This is a genomic window from Streptomyces sp. NPDC099050, assembly GCF_044759865.1.
Classification (GTDB): domain Bacteria; phylum Actinomycetota; class Actinomycetes; order Streptomycetales; family Streptomycetaceae; genus Streptomyces.
Map to the genome: position 1 here is coordinate 33542 of NZ_JBIWAE010000028.1, position 19701 is coordinate 53242.

Sequence of the window (19701 nt, forward strand, 5' to 3'; positions counted from 1 at the left end):
ACTCGACGTCAACAGTTTGTTGAAAGAAAGAGTGGAGGAGAGGTAATCCGGACGGTGCCGGCACTTGGGCGCGACAGGACAGGTGTCAGCACCGGCACCATCCGGAAACTCAGGGCCCCGCGAGCGGGGCGGGTGGCGGCCCGGTGAGGGGGCCGCCTATCCGAGCGGAGCTCAGATCTGGGCGCCGGAGAGGCGCTCGACCGCGCGGAGCAGCGCGGAGTGGTCCAGGCCACCGTCACCCTGGGCGCGCAGCGAGGCGACCAGCTGGGCGACGACCGCGCCGACCGGGAGGGCCGCACCGACGTTGCGGGCGGCGTCGGTGACGATGCCCATGTCCTTGTGGTGCAGGTCGATCCGGAAACCGGGCTTGAAGTCGCGGTTCAGGAAGTTGGCCTTCTTGCGGGTCAGGACCGTGGAGCCGGCCAGACCGCCGTTGAGCACGTCCAGGGCGGCTTCGAGGTTCACGCCCGACTTCTCGAGGAAGACGACGGCCTCGGCGCACGCCTGGATGTTCACCGCGACGATGAGCTGGTTGGCAGCCTTCACCGTCTGGCCGGAGCCGTGCGGGCCGCACAGGACGATGACCTTGCCGAGGGCCTCGAGGATCGGGAGGGCCTCGTCGAAGTCGGCCTGCTCGCCACCCACCATGATCGACAGGACGGCCTCGATGGCACCGGCCTCGCCACCGGACACCGGGGCGTCGATGACGCGGATGCCCTTGGCGGTGGCGTTCTTCGCCAGGTCGATCGAGGTCTGCGGGGTGATCGACGACATGTCGATGATCAGCGCGCCGGACTTGGCGTTCTCGAGGATGCCGTTCTCACCGTAGGAGATGGCCTCGACCTGCGGGGAGGCGGGCACCATCGTGATGATGACGTCGGCGTCCTTGACGGCCTCGGCGATCGAACCGGCGGCGCCGCCACCGGCCGCGGCCAGGCGGTCCAGCTTGTCCTGCTCCAGCGTGAAGCCGGTGACCGAGTAGCCGGCCTTCAGGAGGTTCTCGGCCATGGGGGAGCCCATGATTCCGAGACCGATCCAGGCAATCGACGGGAGCGCAGTGGGGTTGCTCATGATGAGGGTCCTTCTCTTAATGCTTCGTACGAAAAGTTCGTCAGGTGCCTGGCTGTTCGCCCGGACTTTTCCGCTTACTTCGCGGCGCGGGCCTCGGCCGGCAGCCATGCGAAGGAGGCGGCGGCGTCGGCGGCCTTGTACTCGAGACCGACAAAGCCCTGGTAGCCGGCCTTCTGGAGCTGGTCGAGCAGCTCTTCGAGGGGCAGCTCGCCGGTGCCGGGGGCACCTCGTCCCGGCTTGTCCGCGATCTGGACGTGTCCGGTCTTGGCGGCGTACTTTTCGATGACCTCGGAGAGGTCCTCATCGTTCATCGCCAGGTGGTACAGGTCGAGCAGGAACTTGGCGTTCCCGAGGCCGGTGGCCTCGTTCACCTTGTCCACTACCTCGATGCCGGCCGGGGCGCTCACCAGGGGGTAGAGCGGCGACTCGGGCTTGTTGAGGGTCTCGATCAGGAGGATCGCGCCGACGCGGTCCGCGGCCTGAGCCGCCACGACCAGGTTCTTCAGCGCGAGCTCGTCCTGAACGGCCGGGTCCACGCCTTCGACGCGGTTGCCGTAGAGGGCGTTCAGCGCCTTGCAGCCGACCGAGGCTGCGAAGTCCGCAGCCACGTTGATGTTGGCGTTGAAGCGCTCCGACTCCTCACCGGGAACCGAGACCGCACCGCGGTCCGGACCCGGCAGCTGGCCGGCGTAGAAGTTCAGGCCCACCAGCTGGGTGCCGGCGTCCTCAAGAGCGGTCTTGAGGGCGTCGAGCTCCTCCTGAGCGGGGGTGGGGGTCTCGATCCAGGGCCACCACAGCTCGACCGCCGTGAAGCCCGCTGCGGCAGCGGCCGCGGGACGCTCCAGGAGCGGGAGTTCCGTGAAGAGGATCGAAAGATTTACATCGAAGCGCTGGTCCGTGTATCCCATGAGGGGTGTGCGCTCCTTCCGTATTGCGGAAGTTAGTTTCTGCCTGATGGAAGACTGCAAGCAGGGTGGCCTGGTTGTCAAGTACCGCCTCCCGAAAAGTCCGGCCCGCCCGTCGCCCGACCGCCACCCCTCAAGGGGGCGCCATCGCGCCACTCCTTCCAGTCCAGGTAGCTTGAGCGGCGTGCGATTGAGAGTGGAGTTCACGACCGAGCCCTTCGATCTAGAAGAGGCCCCTGCCCATGCCGTAGCCGCTCGCGAGGTCATTCAGACGGCCCACCTGGACGCGGTGGACGTCGGCCCGTTCGGCAACACGGCCGAGGGGGAGTCCGAGGCGGTGCTGACCGCGGTCGCCGCGCTGCTGCGAAACTCCCTGGAAGCCGGAGCCACGCGCGTCTCGCTCCAGGTCAATGTGATCGGGACCGGGGAGGACACGCCATGACCGAGCCCGGGGACCACCCGTTCGTCGCGGCGATCAAGCCGCTGGTGGACGCGATGGGCGGCGAGCTGATGGATCCGTCCCTGGCTCAGCCCGACGACGTCGTGCTCGCATGGGAGGGTCAGGACCTGCTGGCCGTACGGCTTCCGCAGCTCTCCGACTCGCTGGACCACATCCTGGCGGCGCTGGAGCGCCGGCACGGCGTACCGTTGGCCCAGCTCGACCGGAAGTCCAAGCAGGACGTCGTGCGGATACTGGAGGCGCGCGGCGCCTTCTCGGTCCGGCACGGTGTGGAAACGGTCGCGGGAGCCCTGGGCGTGAGTCGCTTCACGGTCTACAACTACTTGAACAGGGACTCGAACACTGCCAAAGGGTCCGGAGCCACTGCCAAAGGGTCCGGAGCGACCAACCAAGAGTGAATCCTGGTTGACTCACCGTGACGAGCCGCCGCCCAATTCACCCGGGCGGCGGCTTTTGTGTACGGGAAGTTTCAACAAAGTGTTGACGCCGTGTTGTCGAGGGCGTTAGCTATGCGCAGCCCGTCAAAGCAACAACAGGCCACGGAGGCCTACCGTGACTTCGAGTCCGACCCCGGGTCTCACCCGGTTCAACGCCTTGGACGACAGCGAGGCCACGGCCGAGCTGCACGAGGTGTGTGCCAGCTCGGCATGGGGCAGCAAGCTGCTCGCCCAGCGTCCCTTCACCACCGTCGACACCCTGTTCTCCGCGAACGAGGCCGCCATGGCCGAGCTCACCGCGGCGGACCTGGGCGAGGCGATGGGCGGCCACGCGCCGATCGGCCGGCCGAAGCCGGGAGACCCGACCTCCGCCCGCGAGCAGCGCGGCATGGCCGGTGCCTCGGAGGAGCTCAAGACCGAGCTCCTCGAACTGAACCTGGCGTACCAGGAGAAGTTCGGCCACGTCTTCCTCATCTGCGCCACCGGTGCGACCGGTGAGTTCATGCGGGACGCGGTCAAGGTCCGGATCGAGAACTCGCCGGAACAGGAGCGGGAAATCGCTCGTGGCGAGCTCGTCAAGATCAACCGGATCCGCCTGACCCGTCTCGTGGAAACCGCAGAAGGAGCGTAAGACCGAGCATGAGCACTGAAACCACCGCGTCGGTGTCCACGCACATCCTGGACACCAGCATCGGAAAGCCCGCCGAAGGCGTCGCGATCTCCCTGTCGGCCCGTACGGGGCTCGACGGCGAGTGGGCGGCCCTGGGCGGATCCGCCACCGATGCCGACGGGCGCTGCAAGGACCTGCCGGCCCTGCCGGAGGGCACCACCCACGTGCGCCTCGACTTCGAGACCGAGACGTACTTCTCAAAGAAGCAAGCCGCCGAGGCACAGCAGGACGCCCCCCGCGTAAGGGACAGCGGTGCGTTCTTCCCCGAGGTCACCATCACCTTCGCGGTGAACCCGGGCGAGCACTATCACGTACCGCTGCTGCTCAACCCGTTCGGCTACTCCGTTTACCGAGGGAGCTAGCATGGCCACCATTCTGGGCCAGAACCAGTACGGCAAAGCAGAGAACCGCGTAGTCAAGATCACGCGGGACGGCGACACCCACCACATCAAGGACCTGAACGTCTCGGTCGCCCTCTCCGGCGACATGGACGACGTCCACTACTCCGGCTCGAACGCCAACGTCCTGCCGACGGACACCACCAAGAACACGGTGTACGCGTTCGCCAAGGAGTACGGCATCGAGTCCGCCGAGCAGTTCGGCATCCACCTGGCGCGTTGGTTCGTCAACAGCCAGGAGCCGATCCAGAAGGCCCGCATCCGGATCGAGGAGTACTCCTGGTCCCGGATCGCGACCTCGGACGCGAACTCCAAGTTCATCGGCTCGGACGAGGTGAACCACTCCTTCGTCCGCGAGGGCATGGAGACCCGCGTCACCCAGATCACGTACGACGGCAAGAACTGGGAGGTCATCTCCGGCCTCAAGGACCTGACCGTCATGAACTCCACGAACTCCGAGTTCTGGGGTTACGTGAAGGACAAGTACACGACCCTGAAGGAGGCCTACGACCGCATCCTGGCGACCCAGGTTTCGGCTCGCTGGCGCTTCGCCTGGTCGGATGACGAGCAGCGGATGCCCAACTGGGAGAAGTCCTACGCCGAGACCCGGAAGCACATGCTCCAGGCCTTCGCGGAGACCTACTCCCTGTCGCTGCAGCAGACCCTTTACCAGATGGGTTCGCGCATCATCAACCACCGTTCGGAGATCGACGAGGTTCGCTTCTCGCTCCCGAACAAGCACCACTTCCTCGTCGACCTCGAGCCCTTCGGTCTCAAGAACGACAACGAGGTGTACTTCGCCGCGGACCGTCCCTACGGTCTGATCGAGGCGACGGTCCTCCGCGACGGCGTAGACGCCCGTATCCCCGTGGACATGACCAACCTCTGATGCGGCACGCGCGTCCCGGGGCTCCGCAGTGGCCCCGGGACGACGCGACACCCGTCAGCACTCTCAACACTCTCAACACTTTCAACTTCCTGAATCGGCACCCGGACGCACCACACGGGGCGGCAGTACTGTCAGCTGTCAAGGCCCCCGGCTCCGGCACTCAAATCCCCTGGGTTTTGCCGTGCCCGCACCGCCACTGAAAGCACGAGGAAGTCCCATGGCAGCATCGGCAGCCAATGACAGCGCCGTAGAGCGCATCGTCATCGAGAACTGTGCGATTGCGACCGTCGACGCCAACGACACCGAGTACGCCTCGGGTCACGTGGTGCTCGCCGGTAACAAGATCGAGTTCGTCGGTGCGGGCAAGGCCCCCGACAACCTCGAGAACGTCGTCCGCCGCATCGACGGCACCGGGCACCTCGTGACCCCCGGTCTGGTCAACACGCACCACCACTTCTACCAGTGGATCACGCGTGGTCTGGCCACCGACCACAACCTCTTCAACTGGCTGGTCGCGCTGTACCCGACGTGGGCGCGCATCGACGAGCAGATGACGTACACGGCCGCGCAGGGCTCCCTCGCCGCGATGGCCAAGGGTGGCGTCACCACCGCGATGGACCACCACTACGTCTTCCCCAAGGGCTCGGGCGACCTCTCCGGGTCGATCATCCGCGCCGCGTCCGAGATGGGCGTCCGCTTCACCCTCGCCCGTGGCTCCATGGACCGCAGCGAGAAGGACGGCGGCCTGCCGCCGGACCACGCGGTCGAGACCCTCGAAGGTGCCCTCGCGGACACCGAGGCGACCGTGAAGAAGTACCACGACGCCTCCTTCGACGCGATGACCCAGGTCGCCGTCGCCCCCTGCTCCCCCTTCTCGGTCTCCACCGAGCTGCTGAAGCAGGGCGCCGAGATGGCCCGCCGCCTGGGTGTGCGCATGCACACGCACGGCTCGGAGACCGTCGAGGAAGAGCAGTTCTGCAAGGAACTGTTCGGCATGGGCCCGACCGACTACTTCGAGTCGACCGGCTGGCTCGGCGAGGACGTGTGGATGGCGCACAGCGTCCACATGAACGACTCCGACATCGCCGCGTTCGCCCGTACCAAGACCGGTGTCGCGCACTGCCCGTCCTCCAACGCCCGTCTGGCCGCCGGCATCGCCCGCGTCCCGGACATGCTCGCCGCCGGTGTCCCGGTCGGCCTCGGCGTGGACGGCACCGCCTCCAACGAGTCCGGTGAGCTGCACACCGAGCTGCGCAACGCGCTGCTGATCAACCGCCTGAACCCGGTCCACCGCGAGCGTGCGCTCAACGCCCGCCAGGCCCTGCGCCTCGGTACCTACGGCGGCGCCCAGGTCCTCGGCCGCGCCTCGAACATCGGTTCGCTGGAGGTCGGCAAGTGCGCCGACCTGGTGCTCTGGAACCTGAACACCCTCCTGCACTCCTCGATCGCCGACCCGGTCACGGCGCTGGTCTTCGGTGCGGCGGCCCCGGTCACCGCGTCGTTCGTCAACGGCAAGCAGATCGTCGAGAACAACCGTCTGCTCTTCGCCGACGAGGACGCCATCGCGGTGTCCACGCGCGAAGAGGCCCAGCGCCTGGCGCGGATCTCCGCGCAGGCCTGATCCCACGGAGTCCGGCCGGGGGGGACGGCCCCCGGCCGGCGGCCGTGGACCCGAGCGGGGTCCGCGGCAGCTGTTCCCGGGTAGCGCCCGAGGTTTTTCCAAGGGCGCCCCGGGAGCGGTGACTCGTGCCACTGGCCCCGCAGCCCGTGTACCGCGCCACTGCTACGGCACCTCCAGCCCTCTGTGACTTCCTTACCGGCGGCCCTCTGCCGCCCCCGCGTGGAACGACTCGGGCGAATCGTTTCCGCACCCCTTGGGACAAGCATTCGCAGCACCACAACTCCATACAGGCTCGACTCGCACAGCTTTCGCACCACCTCCCAGACACATCACGTCCCTGCCGGCGTGTTTAACAGTTCGGAGGAAGCCGTGGCCCAGGCGCCCAGGTTTCGCAAAGACGCAGTCGCAGTACCGCAGGTCTCGGAAGACCAGGGGGGAAAGCACCCGGTCGACGAAACCCTGCCCCCGCTGAAAATGTTCACCAGCGGTCTCCAGCACGTGGCCGCCATGTACGCGGGTGTAGTGGCCCCGCCCATGATCGTCGGCCCGGCCGTGGGCCTCTCCGCCACCGAGACCGCCTTCCTGATGGGGGCCTCCCTCTTCACCGCGGGGCTCGCCACCCTCCTCCAGACCCTCGGGTTCTGGAAGATCGGCGCCAAACTCCCCTTCGTCAACGGCGTTTCCTTCGCCGGTGTGACCCCGATGATCGCCATCGGCAAGGGCGAGGGCGACAACGCCATCCCGATCATCTTCGGCGCGATCATCGTCGCCGGAGTCCTCGGCTTCTTCGCCGCCCCGTACTTCGGCAAACTGGTGCGGTTCTTCCCACCGGTCGTCACCGGTACGGTCATCACCCTCATCGGTGTCTCGCTGCTCCCCGTGGCCTTCAACTGGTCGCAGGGCGGGAACAGTCACGCCACCGACTACGGCTCGATGAAGAACATCGCCATGGCCGCGGCCACCCTCGCGATCGTCCTGCTCATGCGCAAGTTCCTGCGCGGCTTCCTCCAGCAGATCTCCATCCTGCTCGGCCTGGTCGCCGGCACGCTCATAGCGCTGCCGCTTGGCATGACGAACTTCGACGCCGTCGCCAACGCCGATCTCGTGGGCTTCCCGACGCCGTTCCACTTCGGGGCGCCGCAGTTCCAGCTCGCCGCGATCATCTCCATGTGCATCGTGATGCTGGTGTGCATGACCGAGTCCACCGCCGACATCCTGGCGCTGGGCAAGATCGTCGGCCGCCCGGCGGACGCGAAGACCATCGAGGGCGGCCTGCGCGCCGACACCCTGGGCAGTGCGCTCAGCCCGCTGTTCAACGGGTTCATGTGCAGCGCCTTCGCGCAGAACATCGGGCTGGTCGCCATGACCAAGGTCCGCAGCCGGTTCGTCGTCGCGGCCGGCGGCGGCATCCTGATCCTGCTGGGCCTGTGTCCCATCGCCGCCTCCGTCATCGGAGTCGTACCGCTGCCGGTCCTCGGCGGCGCGGGCATCGTGCTCTTCGGCTCGGTGGCCGCCAGCGGCATCCAGACCCTGGCCGGCGCGGCCATGGAGAAGGGCGAGAACGCCCTGATCGTCGCCGCCTCGCTCGGCATCGGCCTGATCCCGATCGCGGCCCCCGGCTTCTACCACGCCTTCCCGGAGGACCTGCTGGTCGTCCTGGACTCGGGCATCAGCACCGGCTGCGTCGTGGCCATCGTGCTCAACCTGGCCTTCAACCACCTCGGTACCAAGAAGGGCACGGCCCCGGCCGCGCCGGATCCGGTACTGGTGCACTGACCGGGCTGGTCCCGGCCCCGGTCGGCGTGCGGCGAACGGGTTCTGCCCGGTCCGTGCGCGGGATACGGCGGTGCGTACGTCACCCACTGCGGGGTTGGCGTCCGCACCGCCGTACGCGTTGTCGGGGCGGACCGGTGGCAGAGCGGGCCGGCTTCGGCCGGGGTTTCCGGGGCTCTGGCCCCGGACCCCGCGCGGGGGTTTCCGGGCTCTGCCCCGGACCCCGCGCGGGGGTTTCCGGGCTCTGGCCCCGGACCTCCCGCGGGGGTTTCCGGGCTCTGGCCCCGGACCTCCCGCGGGGGTTTCCGGGCTCTGGCCCCGGACCCCGCGCGGGGGTTTCCGGGCTCTGCCCCGGACCTCCCGCCGGGGTTCCCCGGGCTCCGCCCCGGACCCCGCGCGCCTCAAACTCCCCCAGCCACCGCCGGGAGGTGCCCCCGGGCGTGGCCGGAACAGTCAGGTACCGGGGCCGACCAGATGTCCGGGGGGACCGTGCGCACGCGGTGGCCGCGGCGGTCCAGTTCCTGGGCCTCCGTCTTGCGGACCTGGAGGGCCACCGCCGAGTCGGTGATGCGCAGGCCCGGCAGCCGTCGGGTGAGTTCCGCCGTGTAGCGGGACAGGTCCTCCACCGTGCGCAGCCGGGCACTGATCATGAAGTTCCAGGGGCCGCTGACGGACATGCAGATACGGGTCTCGCGCAGCCCCGCGGCCACCGCCGCGCGCAGTCGGCGAGCTCGAATTCGGAGGCCTCCGCCCACAGCGTGGCCGAGACCGGCCAGCCCGACAGCCCGGAGGCCAGCGCGCAGCTGTAGCGCAGGCTCAGCCCGCCCTCCAGCCGCGCCAGTCGGCGCCGTACCGTCGACTCGCTCATCTCGAACTCCCGCGCCAGCGAGGCCACGCTGCGCCGCGCGTCCGAGGCCAGGGCCAGGACCAGCGGCCGGTCCTCCGTCTGGAGCGGCGCCACCGCCGGCCGGTCCGGAGCGGCGGAAGCCGGCCGCCGGGTCCGCCTGGTCAGCAGGCCGATCTGGCCCGGAGTCAGCTGGTCCAGGCGCCAGCGGTCCGGGGCGTAGTGCACCGCCGTCACCATCGAGGTGCGGGTGCCGAGCACGCCCGGGATCCGCTGCACCCGGGAGGACAGGTAGGAGTACAGCGTCGGCAGGTCGGGTACGGCCACGAAGACGAGCAGTTCCCGGCTCCCGGTGGTGTGTTCGACGCCCAGGGCGTGCGGATCCGCGACGAGCGCGTCCCCCACCGAAGGCGAGGTGCCCGCGGCGCACGTGACCTCCACCCACGCCATGCAGGGCTTCGTGACGCCGGTGCGCAGGCCGAGTCCGCTCAGCCACGCCTCGCCGGACCCGGTGAGCCGCTCCCAGCGGCGCGCCAGGGTGTCCGGGCGCGCTCCGAGCACCGGACCCAGCAGTTCCCAGCTCGCGCGAGGTGCGAGCTGGAGCGCGTGGACGAGTGCCCGGTCCGTGTCGTCGATGGCGGAAATGGCCGAGTTCATACCCTCCCCTTGGTGGTTCTCCCGGTCGGTGGCGGAACAACGGGATGATGAGCCGATCATCTCTCTTTGTGCGTTCAACTGTTGACCACATGAAGGTGCGCACGTTTCGGACATCGCGGGAGGACGTGTGGGGGAGGCCGGCTCGGGCGTGCGGCAGGCGGTGCCCGCCGAATTGTCGAGCTTCATCGGGCGGGAGCGGGAGCTCACGACCCTCGCCGCCCTGCTCGCCACGGAACGCCTGGTCACGCTCACCGGACCGGCCGGCATCGGCAAGACCCGGCTAGCGGTGCGCACGGTCCGCACCCTGGGCGACAGCGAGGGCCTGGACGTCGTCTGGGCGGACCTCGCGGCCCTGCCCGAGCGGTGCTGGGAGGCTCTCGGAGCGGAGCTCGCCGAACGGCTCGCGGGGCATGAGGCGCTGCTCGTGCTCGACGGCTGCGAACAGCTGGGGGAGGCCGGTGCGGGGCTCGCGGCCGGGCTGCTGCGGCTGCCGGGGCTACGGATTCTGGCCACGTCGCAGCGGCGGCTGCGGCTCGCCGGGGAAGCGGTGCTCGCCGTACCGCCGCTGTCGGTGCCGACCGCGCCCTCCGTGCAGCCTCTGGTCCCGGCGCCGTCGGTCCCGCCGGGGCACGGTCCGCCCGAACCCGCGCGGCGGTTCCCGGTCGCCGACCTCGCCGACCTCGCCGACCTCGCCGACCTCGCCGACGTCGCCGACGTCGCCGACGTCGCCGGCTACGCGGCCGTACGGCTCTTCGAGGAGCGGGCGCGCGGCGCGGACCCCTTCTTCGAGCTGACCGACCGCAACGCGGGCGCCGTGGCCGCGCTGTGCCGGGCGCTCGACGGGATCCCCGGCGCACTGGAGCTCGCGGCGGGGCGCTCGCACCAGTACGCGCCCGCGCAGGCGCTCCGCAGACTCGGCTCCGACCCGCTGGGCTTCCTCGCGGGCGGCGCCGGCCGCAGCACCCGGGTCGACGCGGAACGCTCGCTGCGGCTGGCCTCGCCCGCCGAACGCCTGCTCTGGGAACGGCTCTCCGTCTTCGCCGGATCCTTCGACAGGGCGGCCGTCGCCGAGGTCTGCGGCTTCGGAGCCCTGACCCCGGACACCGCCGTCGAGGCACTGCTCCGGCTGGCCCCGGGCCTGCTCGCGGACGCCGGTCCGGGCCGCTACCGGCTGCCGCTGTCCGTACGGGCGTACGCGGCCCGGCGGCTCGCGCACGGACCCGCCGGGGACGGCCCGACGACGGCCCGGCGCCACCGCGAACGCTCCCGGGTGGTGGCGGAGCGAGCCGCGCGGCTGTGGCGCGCCGGCGCGCAGCGGGAGGCGCGCGCCCTCGCCCTGCGGGAACTCCCCGAGCTGCGCGCGGCGATGAACCCGCTCGCCGCCGGAGGGCCCGGCGCGGCCCTGGAGATCGCCGTGTCCCTGTGGTTCCTGTGGACCGCCTGCGGGATGGCCGCGGAGGGGCGCAGGCAGGTGGAACGGGCCCTGGCCGTGCACCCCGCTCCCCGGCCCGCCCGGGCGCTGTGGCTCGCGGCGTGGCTGGTCGCCGCGTTCGGGGAGTCGGACGGGGCCGATCCGCTGCTGGTGGAGGCGTGGACCGCGGCCGTGTACGAGGGGGAGGACACCTGCCTGGCGTACCTCGCGCACCTGCGCGGGACGATCGCCCTGTGGGAGGGTCGGTACGAGGCCGCCGCGGAGGAATACCGGGAAGGCCTGGAACTCCTCCCGGCGGATCCCGGGTTCGGCCCCGGCCGCCAGGCCCTGCGGGCCGCGCGCACCCTGGCGGCCGCCCGTACGGACCCGGCCGCGGTCCCGGTCGATGAGGACCCGCCGGGCAGCGCGCCGGACGGCTCGGCCGACCTGTGGGCCCGGTCCTGGGTGAGCTACGCCCACGCCCTGGTCCAGCGCCACGAGGGCCACCCGGCACGGGCCCGTACCGAACTGCTGAGCGCACTACGGACCCAGTTCGCGCTGGACGACACCCTCGGGCAGGCCTTCTCGGTGGAACTCCTCGCCGAACTGGAGGCGGACCAGGGCCGCTACGCCCAAGCCGCCCGCCTCCTCGGCGCGGTCTCCCACATCCGCCCGCGCGCGGCCCGGTCCCCCCGCGTCCAGCCCACGCTCAGCGCCCGCCTCACCCCGCAGGCCTTCCGCGCGGCCTACACCTCCGGCGCCCGCACACCGCTGCGCGAACTGCTGCCGGAGCTGCCCGGCCAGCCGGCCTGACCGGGCGGCACCGCACGCGATCACCCGAATATCGGCGAAGGGCTTCGCCCGGCTACGGCGCCGGCGTCAGGTACATCCCGCTCTGGTCGGCCCCCGCGGTGTTCTTGCAGCCGAACCCGCTGCCCGCCGGCTGCGCCACGACCAGCGCCAGACAGCGCCCGGCCGCCAGCTGCCCGAAGTAGTTCGGGTGCATGGACTCCTGGACCAGCCCCTGCGTCTCGCTGCTGTCGATCCAGCGCGCCCACTCGCTCGTCTTCGCCGAGGCCGGCGCCGCGGTCGTCACCTGCTTGCTCGCCTTCGCGCAGACCTCGCGCCCCTGCATCATGTCCTTCAGGTCCAGGAACTGGACGCCCTTCGCCGCGGCGACCGCCTTCAGCCGGCCGGCGATCTGCGGCACGAGCGAGTCCCGCGCCCAGTCGGAGTCCCTGTTCCAGAAGGGGCACCCGCCGGTGTTGAGCCGGCTCCAGTCGCTCTGGGTGTACCGGTTCTCCGCGCCGCGCGGGATCGGCGACGGGTAGGACTGGAGCACGATCCGGTACGAGGAGTCGGCGTAGCCCGCGCCGCGCATGACCGCCCGCACCTCGTCCAGGGACTTGGCGACATCGGCCATCACGCCGTCGATCTTCGCGTTCACCCCCTCCTGCTGGTCGTCGTAGCAGTAGGAGCCCCACAGCACGAAGTCGTACGCGCACTTCTTGATGATGTCGGCGAAGCCGAGGTCGTTGCCGCCGATGGACAGCGCGATGACCTTGATGTTGTTGCTCGCGGCCACGGCGGCGAGCTGATCGGCCTGCGGGGCCTCGCCCTTGAAGGCGACACCGCCGTTGGCGGCCCGGAACACGTTCTGCGAGACCGCCCCGGAGCAGGCCAGGTTGATCGCGACGTCGGCGATGGCCCCGGCGCTCTTCACCTCGGCGGAGTCCGACCGGTGGCATCCGCCCGCGGTGGCACCGTAGACCTTGGCGGGGTCGTAGCTGCTGCCGCTCACCCAGGCCCGGTCGCTGCCGGTCCGGCTCCCGCTGTTGGTCAGGCTGTTGCCCTTCCAGCGGCCGGCCTCCCCGGAGATGTAGCTGTCGCCGAGGGACACCACGGCCGTGGGTCCGCTCCCCGGCCCGGCCACGGCCGTCCCGGCCCCTCCGGCGACCAGAGCACCGGCGCCGAGCGCCGCCGCCATCCCGATCCCGGCCAGTCGTCGCACCCGACGGGCCCGGTCCATGCTGTCGTTGCGGAATCCGATCACTGCGGAACTCCTGCGGTCGGCCATGCGGAATCCCGGAACAACTCCGGTGCATGGCGGGGTAAGTGGGGGTTACCTCCGGCCGGTGGCAATCGGAAAGGTGTCACCCCGCGCGTTGTTACCGCTAGGTACAGGCAAGTTACGAACAAGTAACAACCGATCGGTCGTTCGGGGAGGACCGGCGCCCGGACGCACGACAGCGCCCCCGGAGCCGGAAGGCTTCGGGGGCGCTGTCGTACCGCTGGGGTTTTCGGCTGCTGTGCGATTCAGCCGAAGACGGGGTGTCAGCCGATGAGCTGGTCGTACGCGGGGAGGGTGAGGAAATCCGCGTAGTCGGCGTCGAGGGAGACCTGGAGCAGGAGGTCGTGGGCCTGCTGCCACTTGCCGGAGGTGAAGGCCTCCTCGCCGACCTCGGCGCGGATCGCGGCGAGTTCGGCGGCCGCGACCTCGCGGGCGAGGTCGGCGGTGGCGAGCTTGCCGTTCTCGAAGACCACGCCGGCGTTGATCCACTGCCAGATCTGCGAGCGCGAGATCTCGGCGGTGGCGGCGTCCTCCATCAGGCCGAAGATGCCGACGGCGCCGAGGCCGCGCAGCCAGGCCTCGATGTAGCGGATGCCGACCTGGACGGCGTTGCGCAGGCCGTCGTACGTGGGCTTCGCGTCGAGGGAGTCGATCGCGATGAGCTCGCCGGCGGCGACGTGGACGTCCTCGCGGAGGCGGTCCTTCTGGTTCGGCTTCTCGCCCAGGACGGCGTCGAAGGAGGCCATCGCGATCGGAACCAGGTCGGGGTGGGCGACCCAGGAGCCGTCGAAGCCGTCGCCGGCCTCGCGGTCCTTGTCGGCCTTGACCTTCTCGAAGGCGACCTTGTTGATCTCGGCGTCCTTGCGGGACGGGATGAAGGCCGCCATGCCGCCGATGGCGTGCGCGCCGCGCTTGTGGCAGGTCTTGACGAGGAGTTCGGTGTACGCCCGCATGAAGGGGGCGGTCATCGTCACCGCGTTGCGGTCCGGCAGGACGAACTTCTCGCCGCCGTCACGGAAGTTCTTGACGATGGAGAAGAGGTAGTCCCAGCGGCCGGCGTTCAGGCCCGCCGCGTGGTCGCGCAGCTCGAAGAGGATCTCTTCCATCTCGTACGCGGCCGTGATCGTCTCGATCAGGACGGTCGCGCGGACGGTGCCCTGCGGGATGCCGACGTAGTCCTGGGCGAAGACGAAGATCTCGTTCCAGAGGCGCGCTTCCAGGTGGGACTCGGTCTTCGGCAGGTAGAAGTACGGGCCCTTGCCGAGTGCGATGAGGCGCTTGGCGTTGTGGAAGAAGTACAGGCCGAAGTCGACGAGGGAACCGGAGGCCGGGCCGCCCTCGAACCGCAGGTGGCGCTCCTCCAGGTGCCAGCCGCGGGGGCGCATCACGACGGTGGCGAGCTCCTCGGCGGGCTTGAGGGCGTAGGCCTTGCCGGTGCGGGCGTCGGTGAAGTCGATGCGGCGCTCGTAGGCGTCGATCAGGTTGAGCTGGCCGAGGACCACGTTCTCCCAGGTGGGAGCCGAGGCGTCCTCGAAGTCGGCGAGCCAGACCTTGGCGCCCGAGTTCAGGGCGTTGATGGTCATCTTGCGGTCCGTCGGACCGGTGATCTCCACACGGCGGTCGTTCAGCGCGGCCGGGGCCGGCGCCACCTTCCAGTCGCCCTCGCGGACCTGTGCGGTGTCCGGGAGGAAGTCGAGCGTGGAAGTGCGGGCGATCTCGGCGCGGCGCACGGAGCGGCGGGCGAGGAGCTCGGCGCGGCGGGGGGCGAACCGCCGGTGGAGCTCCGCGACGAAGGCGAGAGCCGCGTCGGTGAGGACCTCGTCCTGCCGGGGCAGGGGCTCGGCGTCGACGATGGCCAGCGATGACGGCGCTGGTGCGGACATATCTGTCACTCCTTCAGCGGCGGTGCCTGGCGGCCGCGGGGAATGCTCGCGCGAGACGGCACGCAGTGCCGTCGGGTGTGGAGAGTTCCGGGATACGGTCGCGGGCGCCGTCTGGGGGTTCAGGGCGCTTCTGACCAGTGGATAGTAATTTCCTCATGGTGGAAGTTCAATGGTTTGTTGATGTCGAGATTCTCTGAGTCGACAGATTCCACTTCCCGGCCGGCTCCCGGTGGCCCTCAGTGCCACCGTGGTCACAGCCCGCTCAGGCGAGTCGTGCCAGGTCGGGAGGGGTGTCGATGTCGAAGGCCTCCGCGACGTCCCCGCACTCGACCAAAGTGAGCTCCGTCGCGTACTTCGTCAGGTGCACCCGCGCGCCCTTGTCGCCCGTGGCGGTCGCCACGATGTCCGGCCAGCGCTCCGCCCCGAAGAGCACCGGGTGCCCGCGCTCGCCGTCGTAGGCCGCCGCGACCAGGCTCGCCGGGGAGCGGTAGGCGGCCCGGACCCGGGCCACCGCCTCGGGGCCGATGCCCGGCTGGTCCACCAGGGAGACCAGGGCCGCGCCGGCGCCCGTACCGGCCAGCGAGGCGAGGCCGACCCGCAGGGAGGAGCCCATGCCCTCGGCCCAGTCCGGGTTGTCGGTCACCACGCAGCCGCTCAGGTCCGCCCGCTCGCGCACCTCGGCCGCGGAGGCGCCGAGCACCACGTGCAGCGGGCCGCATCCGGCCTCGCGCAGGACCCGTACGGCGTTCTCCACCAGCGGGCGGCCCCGGTAGGTCAGCAGCGCCTTCGGGCGGCCGCCGAGGCGCCGGCCGCCGCCGGCCGCGAGGAGGAGACCGGCGATCACCGGGGGAGCGGAGCCGTCGGCTGCCGCCGCGCGGTGCCGGTGCTCGTGCTCGTACCGGTGCTCGAGCCGGTGCTGGTGCTGGTCCGGTGTGCTGCTGTGGGCTGACATGTCCCCGATTCTCGCTCGCGCCGCAGGAGGCGCCGTACGGCGGCCAGCGCGGCCCCCACGCGCAGGGGCTCGGCGATCCGGTTCTCGGCGGCGGCGAGCAGGGCCCGTTCGTCACGGTCGGTCAGCCTCGTCAACATTGCGGCATCTCCTTGCCAATCGGCGGCCAATACAGCGAGTCTGGACCTGGATTGGCCTGGCTGGCAGAGCCAATCAGGGGAGGTTGGCATGGCAAACGGGCGAGTGGTCCAGACGGCGGACAGAACGATCGGCAGCCGCCAGCTCGCGGCCCTGCTCCCGGCGGAGGTACGGGCGCGCCCCGGGTACCGGGCCCTGGCCGACGCGGTCCGCACCCTGATCCTCGACGGCCGGATCGCCCTGCACGTGCGGCTGCCCGCCGAACGCGAGCTCGCCGAGGCGATCGGCGCCAGCCGGGCCACCGTCACCGGCGCCTACGACCTCTTGCGCGAGAGCGGCTACGTCCGCAGCCGCCGCGGTTCCGGCACCTGGACCGAGCTCCCCGAAGGCCACCGCCCGGTCGGCGCGCACGCCATCGTCGGCGGCCACCACGCCGACGGCGACCCCGGCATCGACCTCGCCATCGCCGCCATGGGCGCCGCCGAGGACACCCTCACCGACGCCCTGGCCTGGGCCGCGCCCAGACTCCCGGCCTTCGCCCGCAGCCCCGGCTACCACCCCTTCGGGCTCCCCGACCTGCGCACCGCCATCGCGGAGCGGTTCACCCGCCGGGGACTGGCGACCCGCCCGGAGCAGATCCTCGTCACGGCGGGCGCGCAGCAGGCGTTCGCGCTGGTGGTGAGCCTGCTGTGCCAGCCCGGGGACCGGGTGATGACCGAGAGCCCGACCTACGCCAACGCCCTGGACGCCCTGCGCCACGCGCGGCTGCGCACCGGTTCGATCGCCGTCTCCGACGCGGGCTGGGACCTGGAGATAGCCGAGTCCGCGCTGCGCCAGACCGTGCCGAGGCTCGCGTACGTGATCCCCGACTTCCACAACCCGACGGGTGCGCTGATGCCGCAGGAGCAGCGGCTGCGGCTGCTGGAGGCGACCCGGCGGACCGGGACCTGGCTGGTGGTCGACGAGACCATCGCCGACATCGCGCTCGACGTGCCGGCGCCCGCCCCGCTGGCCTCGCTCGCGCCGCGCGGCGGGGCCGATCACGTGGTGACCATCGGCTCGCTGAGCAAGACGCACTGGGGCGGGCTGCGGGTCGGGTGGATCCGGGCCACCGCCAAGATGATCACCGAGCTGACGGCGGTACGGGTGGCGGTCGACATGACCGGCTCGGTCCTGGACCAGCTGGTCGCGCTCCCGCTGCTGGAAGGCCTGGAGCGGACGCTGCCCGCACGGCTGGAGCAGGTGCGCGGGCAGCGGGCGGCGCTCATCGCCTCGCTGGAGCGGCACACCCCGGAATGGTCCTGGCAGGTGCCGCCGGGCGGACTCTCGCTCTGGGTGGACCTGGGCGAGCCGGTCAGCTCCGCGCTGGCGGACCGGGCGGCGGCGGCCGGGGTCAGCATCGGCCAGGGCGCGCGCTTCGGGGTGGACCCCGGGACCTTCGAGCACCGGCTGCGGATCCCGTACACGCTGTCGGCGCGGTGGCTGGACGAGGGCGTACGCAGACTCGCGGAGGCCTTCCACGGGGGCGTGCCGCTGCCTTCGGCGATCGAGCGGCCGTACTGGGTGGCGTAGCGCGGCGAAGTCCCCTCCCCGCCCTGCCACCGTTCCCCGGCCACCGTTCCCCGGTCCTCGAACGCCGGACGGCCGGAAGGGCCGTGCCTACGGCGTGCGGATCAGACGGCGGGTCGCCGCCGTGGCCACGGCCGAGGTGCGGGAGTCGACGCCGAGCTTCGCGTAGATGTGGACCAGGTGGGATTTGACCGTGGCCTGGCTCAGGAAGAGCTGTTTGGAGATCTGCTGGTTCGACAGGCCGTCCGCGACGAGCTGGAGGACCTCCAGTTCGCGCTTGGTCAGGGCTTCGGCAGGGGTGCGCATGCGGTCCATCAGGCGCAGTGCCACCGCCGGGGCCAGCGCCGACTGGCCGGCCGCCGCGGTGCGGACCGCCGCCGCCAGTTCCTCCGGCGGGGCGTCCTTGAGGAGGTAGCCGGAGGCGCCCGCCTCCACCGCCGCCAGGATGTCCGCGTCCGTGTCGTAGGTGGTCAGGACCAGCACCCGGGGGGACGGGGAGCCGGCCGTGATCAGGGCCGTGGCCGCCGAGCCGTGCATGCCGCCGCCCGGGCCGAACTGGAGGTCCATCAGGACCACGTCGACCCCCGCGGAGGCGGCCAGTTCCACCGCCCGTTCCGCCGTCGCCGCCTCCGCCACCACCTCGAAGTCCGGCTCCGTGTCCAGCACCGCGCGCAGCCCGGCCCGGACCACCGGGTGGTCGTCGGCGAGGAGCAGCCGGATCGTCATGACAGGGCCTCCGCGGGCAGGGGAAGGGTGACGGCCACGGCGGTGCCCTGGCCGGGGGCGGATTCGACCGTGAACAGGCCGCTGAGGGTCTCGGCGCGCGAGCGCATCGCGGGCAGTCCGAAGCCGCCCTCGCCGGAGGGCGCGGACGTGGGGTCGAAGCCCTTGCCGTCGTCGACGATGTCCAGGGTCACCGAGGAGTCCATGAAGGTCAGGGTGATCTCGGCGCGCCCGGCCCCCGCGTGCCGCACCACATTGGCCAGCGCCGACTGCGCGATCCGCAGCAGTGCCACCTCGTAGGGCGTGGGGAGGGGGCGCGGGGTGCCGCTCAGGGAGAAGCGGACCCGGGGGCCCGGCGCTCCCGAGCACAAGCGTTCCAGCGCGGCCGGCAGCGACCCGTGCTCCAGGTCCGGAGGCGTGAGGGCCCGTACGAAGCGACGCGCCTCGGCGAGGTTCTCCTGGGCGGCCTCCCGGGCCCGGCCGATGTGCGGAAGGGCCGCCGAGCCCTCGGGCAGGCTGCGCTCCGCGGCCCGCAGGAGCAGCTGGATGGAGGACAGGCCCTGGGCGAGGGTGTCGTGGATCTCCCGGGCCAGGCGCTCCCGTTCCGCCAGGATCCCGGCGTTCCGCTCGGCCGCGGCCAGCTCGGCCCGGGTCGTGATGAGCTCCTCGATCAGCTCGCGGCGCCGCTCGCTCTCCCGGTACAGCGCCTGGTAGCCCAGTACGGTCGCCACCGCCACGGCGCCGCCCAGCAGCGGCCCGAGGAAGGCCCCCGGGGTCACCGCGCTGCTGTGGGCCGAGAACCCGCCGATCGCCGCCGCCGCCGTCACCGCGACGGCGGCCACCCCCCAGCGCAGCCGCAGCAGGTGCAGCTCCAGGAAGTACAGCGGGAAGGCGATCCACAGCCCGTCGGGGGAGACCACCAGCAGCGCGGCCCAGGCGGCGAACAATCCGGCCAGCCACACCGCCCCGGCGCGCGCCGAGCTGTGCACCACGGGGGCCCGTACGCCCGCCAGGTACACGGCGGCCAGCACCGCGCAGGCCGCGACCACCCAGCCCGCGCGCGGCGCGGAGTCGGCGACGGCCCGCCCGGCGGCGAGGGCGAGCAGGCCGAAGAGCAGCGCGTGCAGGCACAGTCGCAGGACGCGGGAGACGGGGGTGAGGGTGCGGGCGCCGGAGGCGCCGGGCGCGGGGGGCGGGAGGGGAGCAGTCATGGCCTGACCAGCGTAAGTCCG

19 protein-coding genes are annotated in these 19701 nt (G+C 71.1%); 9 read left to right on the forward strand and 10 right to left on the reverse strand.

The annotated features are described in order from the left end of the window. Window positions 1–171 precede the first annotated feature (171 nt). Window positions 172–1071 (reverse strand): 2-hydroxy-3-oxopropionate reductase, encoded by a 900-nt coding sequence (locus tag ACIQV3_RS34120; protein WP_403719359.1) that lies wholly within the window; start codon window positions 1069–1071, stop codon window positions 172–174. A gap of 74 nt (window positions 1072–1145) precedes the next feature. Further along, complete coding sequence (locus tag ACIQV3_RS34125) at window positions 1146–1979, reverse strand: TIM barrel protein (RefSeq protein ID WP_243339126.1); 834 nt, start codon at window positions 1977–1979, stop codon at window positions 1146–1148. Between the two features lie 181 nt (window positions 1980–2160). Here ACIQV3_RS34125 and ACIQV3_RS34130 point away from each other — a divergent pair, with 181 nt between their 5' ends. From ACIQV3_RS34130 to ACIQV3_RS34160, 7 genes are all read left to right on the forward strand, one after another. Then, window positions 2161–2418 carry a hypothetical protein gene (locus tag ACIQV3_RS34130; RefSeq protein WP_403719361.1) on the forward strand — a complete coding sequence of 86 codons (258 nt, stop codon included), beginning with the start codon at window positions 2161–2163 and terminating at the stop codon, window positions 2416–2418. Beyond that, a complete protein-coding gene (locus tag ACIQV3_RS34135) occupies window positions 2415–2834 on the forward strand; it encodes a helix-turn-helix domain-containing protein (protein ID WP_403719362.1) in 420 nt (139 codons plus the stop codon). The genes ACIQV3_RS34130 and ACIQV3_RS34135 overlap by 4 nt, the downstream gene beginning before the upstream one ends. A gap of 154 nt (window positions 2835–2988) precedes the next feature. Next, window positions 2989–3504, forward strand: a complete 516-nt coding sequence (gene uraD, locus ACIQV3_RS34140) for a 2-oxo-4-hydroxy-4-carboxy-5-ureidoimidazoline decarboxylase (RefSeq protein ID WP_403719365.1) — start codon at window positions 2989–2991, stop codon at window positions 3502–3504. 8 nt (window positions 3505–3512) lie between these two features. Next, entirely contained in the window at window positions 3513–3905 is a 393-nt protein-coding gene (gene uraH, locus ACIQV3_RS34145; RefSeq protein WP_250740538.1) for a hydroxyisourate hydrolase, read from the forward strand. Window position 3906: 1 nt separating this feature from the next. Next, window positions 3907–4830: a factor-independent urate hydroxylase gene (pucL, locus tag ACIQV3_RS34150; protein ID WP_250740536.1), complete on the forward strand. Its 924-nt coding sequence runs from the start codon at window positions 3907–3909 to the stop codon at window positions 4828–4830. Between the two features lie 217 nt (window positions 4831–5047). Then, window positions 5048–6451 carry an 8-oxoguanine deaminase gene (locus ACIQV3_RS34155; protein WP_403719370.1) on the forward strand — a complete coding sequence of 468 codons (1404 nt, stop codon included), beginning with the start codon at window positions 5048–5050 and terminating at the stop codon, window positions 6449–6451. Window positions 6452–6820: 369 nt separating this feature from the next. Next, on the forward strand, window positions 6821–8227 hold the full coding sequence (locus ACIQV3_RS34160; protein WP_403719545.1) for a nucleobase:cation symporter-2 family protein: 1407 nt from the start codon (window positions 6821–6823) through the stop codon (window positions 8225–8227). Between the two features lie 398 nt (window positions 8228–8625). Here the strand turns inward: ACIQV3_RS34160 and ACIQV3_RS34165 are convergent, their stop codons facing one another. Both ACIQV3_RS34165 and ACIQV3_RS34170 read right to left on the reverse strand, forming a co-directional pair. Further along, window positions 8626–8901 carry a hypothetical protein gene (locus tag ACIQV3_RS34165; protein ID WP_403719373.1) on the reverse strand — a complete coding sequence of 92 codons (276 nt, stop codon included), beginning with the start codon at window positions 8899–8901 and terminating at the stop codon, window positions 8626–8628. Next, window positions 8871–9725 (reverse strand): Lrp/AsnC family transcriptional regulator, encoded by an 855-nt coding sequence (locus ACIQV3_RS34170; protein WP_403719375.1) that lies wholly within the window; start codon window positions 9723–9725, stop codon window positions 8871–8873. The genes ACIQV3_RS34165 and ACIQV3_RS34170 overlap by 31 nt, the downstream gene beginning before the upstream one ends. A gap of 127 nt (window positions 9726–9852) precedes the next feature. Between ACIQV3_RS34170 and ACIQV3_RS34175 the strand changes: the two genes are divergently transcribed. Further along, window positions 9853–11949, forward strand: coding sequence for an ATP-binding protein (locus tag ACIQV3_RS34175; RefSeq protein WP_403719379.1), 2097 nt, complete (start codon window positions 9853–9855; stop codon window positions 11947–11949). A gap of 52 nt (window positions 11950–12001) precedes the next feature. Here the strand turns inward: ACIQV3_RS34175 and ACIQV3_RS34180 are convergent, their stop codons facing one another. The 4 genes from ACIQV3_RS34180 to ACIQV3_RS34195 form a co-directional block, all read right to left on the reverse strand. Next, complete coding sequence (locus tag ACIQV3_RS34180) at window positions 12002–13189, reverse strand: hypothetical protein (RefSeq protein ID WP_403719382.1); 1188 nt, start codon at window positions 13187–13189, stop codon at window positions 12002–12004. Window positions 13190–13470: 281 nt separating this feature from the next. Next, window positions 13471–15090, reverse strand: a complete 1620-nt coding sequence (gene aceB / locus ACIQV3_RS34185; protein WP_403719384.1) for a malate synthase A — start codon at window positions 15088–15090, stop codon at window positions 13471–13473. Window positions 15091–15352: 262 nt separating this feature from the next. After that, window positions 15353–15934, reverse strand: a complete 582-nt coding sequence (locus tag ACIQV3_RS34190) for an NTP transferase domain-containing protein (protein ID WP_403719548.1) — start codon at window positions 15932–15934, stop codon at window positions 15353–15355. Continuing rightward, window positions 15931–16179 carry a hypothetical protein gene (locus ACIQV3_RS34195; RefSeq protein WP_403719388.1) on the reverse strand — a complete coding sequence of 83 codons (249 nt, stop codon included), beginning with the start codon at window positions 16177–16179 and terminating at the stop codon, window positions 15931–15933. Before ACIQV3_RS34195 ends, ACIQV3_RS34190 begins: the two co-directional genes overlap by 4 nt. A gap of 88 nt (window positions 16180–16267) precedes the next feature. On the opposite strand from ACIQV3_RS34195, the gene ACIQV3_RS34200 reads away from it, so the two are divergent. Then, entirely contained in the window at window positions 16268–17749 is a 1482-nt protein-coding gene (locus ACIQV3_RS34200; RefSeq protein WP_403719391.1) for a PLP-dependent aminotransferase family protein, read from the forward strand. Between the two features lie 87 nt (window positions 17750–17836). Here ACIQV3_RS34200 and ACIQV3_RS34205 read toward each other — a convergent pair whose 3' ends face one another. Together ACIQV3_RS34205 and ACIQV3_RS34210 are read right to left on the reverse strand one after the other, a co-directional pair. Continuing rightward, window positions 17837–18472, reverse strand: a complete 636-nt coding sequence (locus ACIQV3_RS34205) for a response regulator (protein ID WP_403719393.1) — start codon at window positions 18470–18472, stop codon at window positions 17837–17839. Continuing rightward, window positions 18469–19680, reverse strand: a complete 1212-nt coding sequence (locus ACIQV3_RS34210; protein ID WP_403719397.1) for a sensor histidine kinase — start codon at window positions 19678–19680, stop codon at window positions 18469–18471. The genes ACIQV3_RS34205 and ACIQV3_RS34210 overlap by 4 nt, the downstream gene beginning before the upstream one ends. Between the last annotated feature and the right edge of the window lie 21 nt (window positions 19681–19701).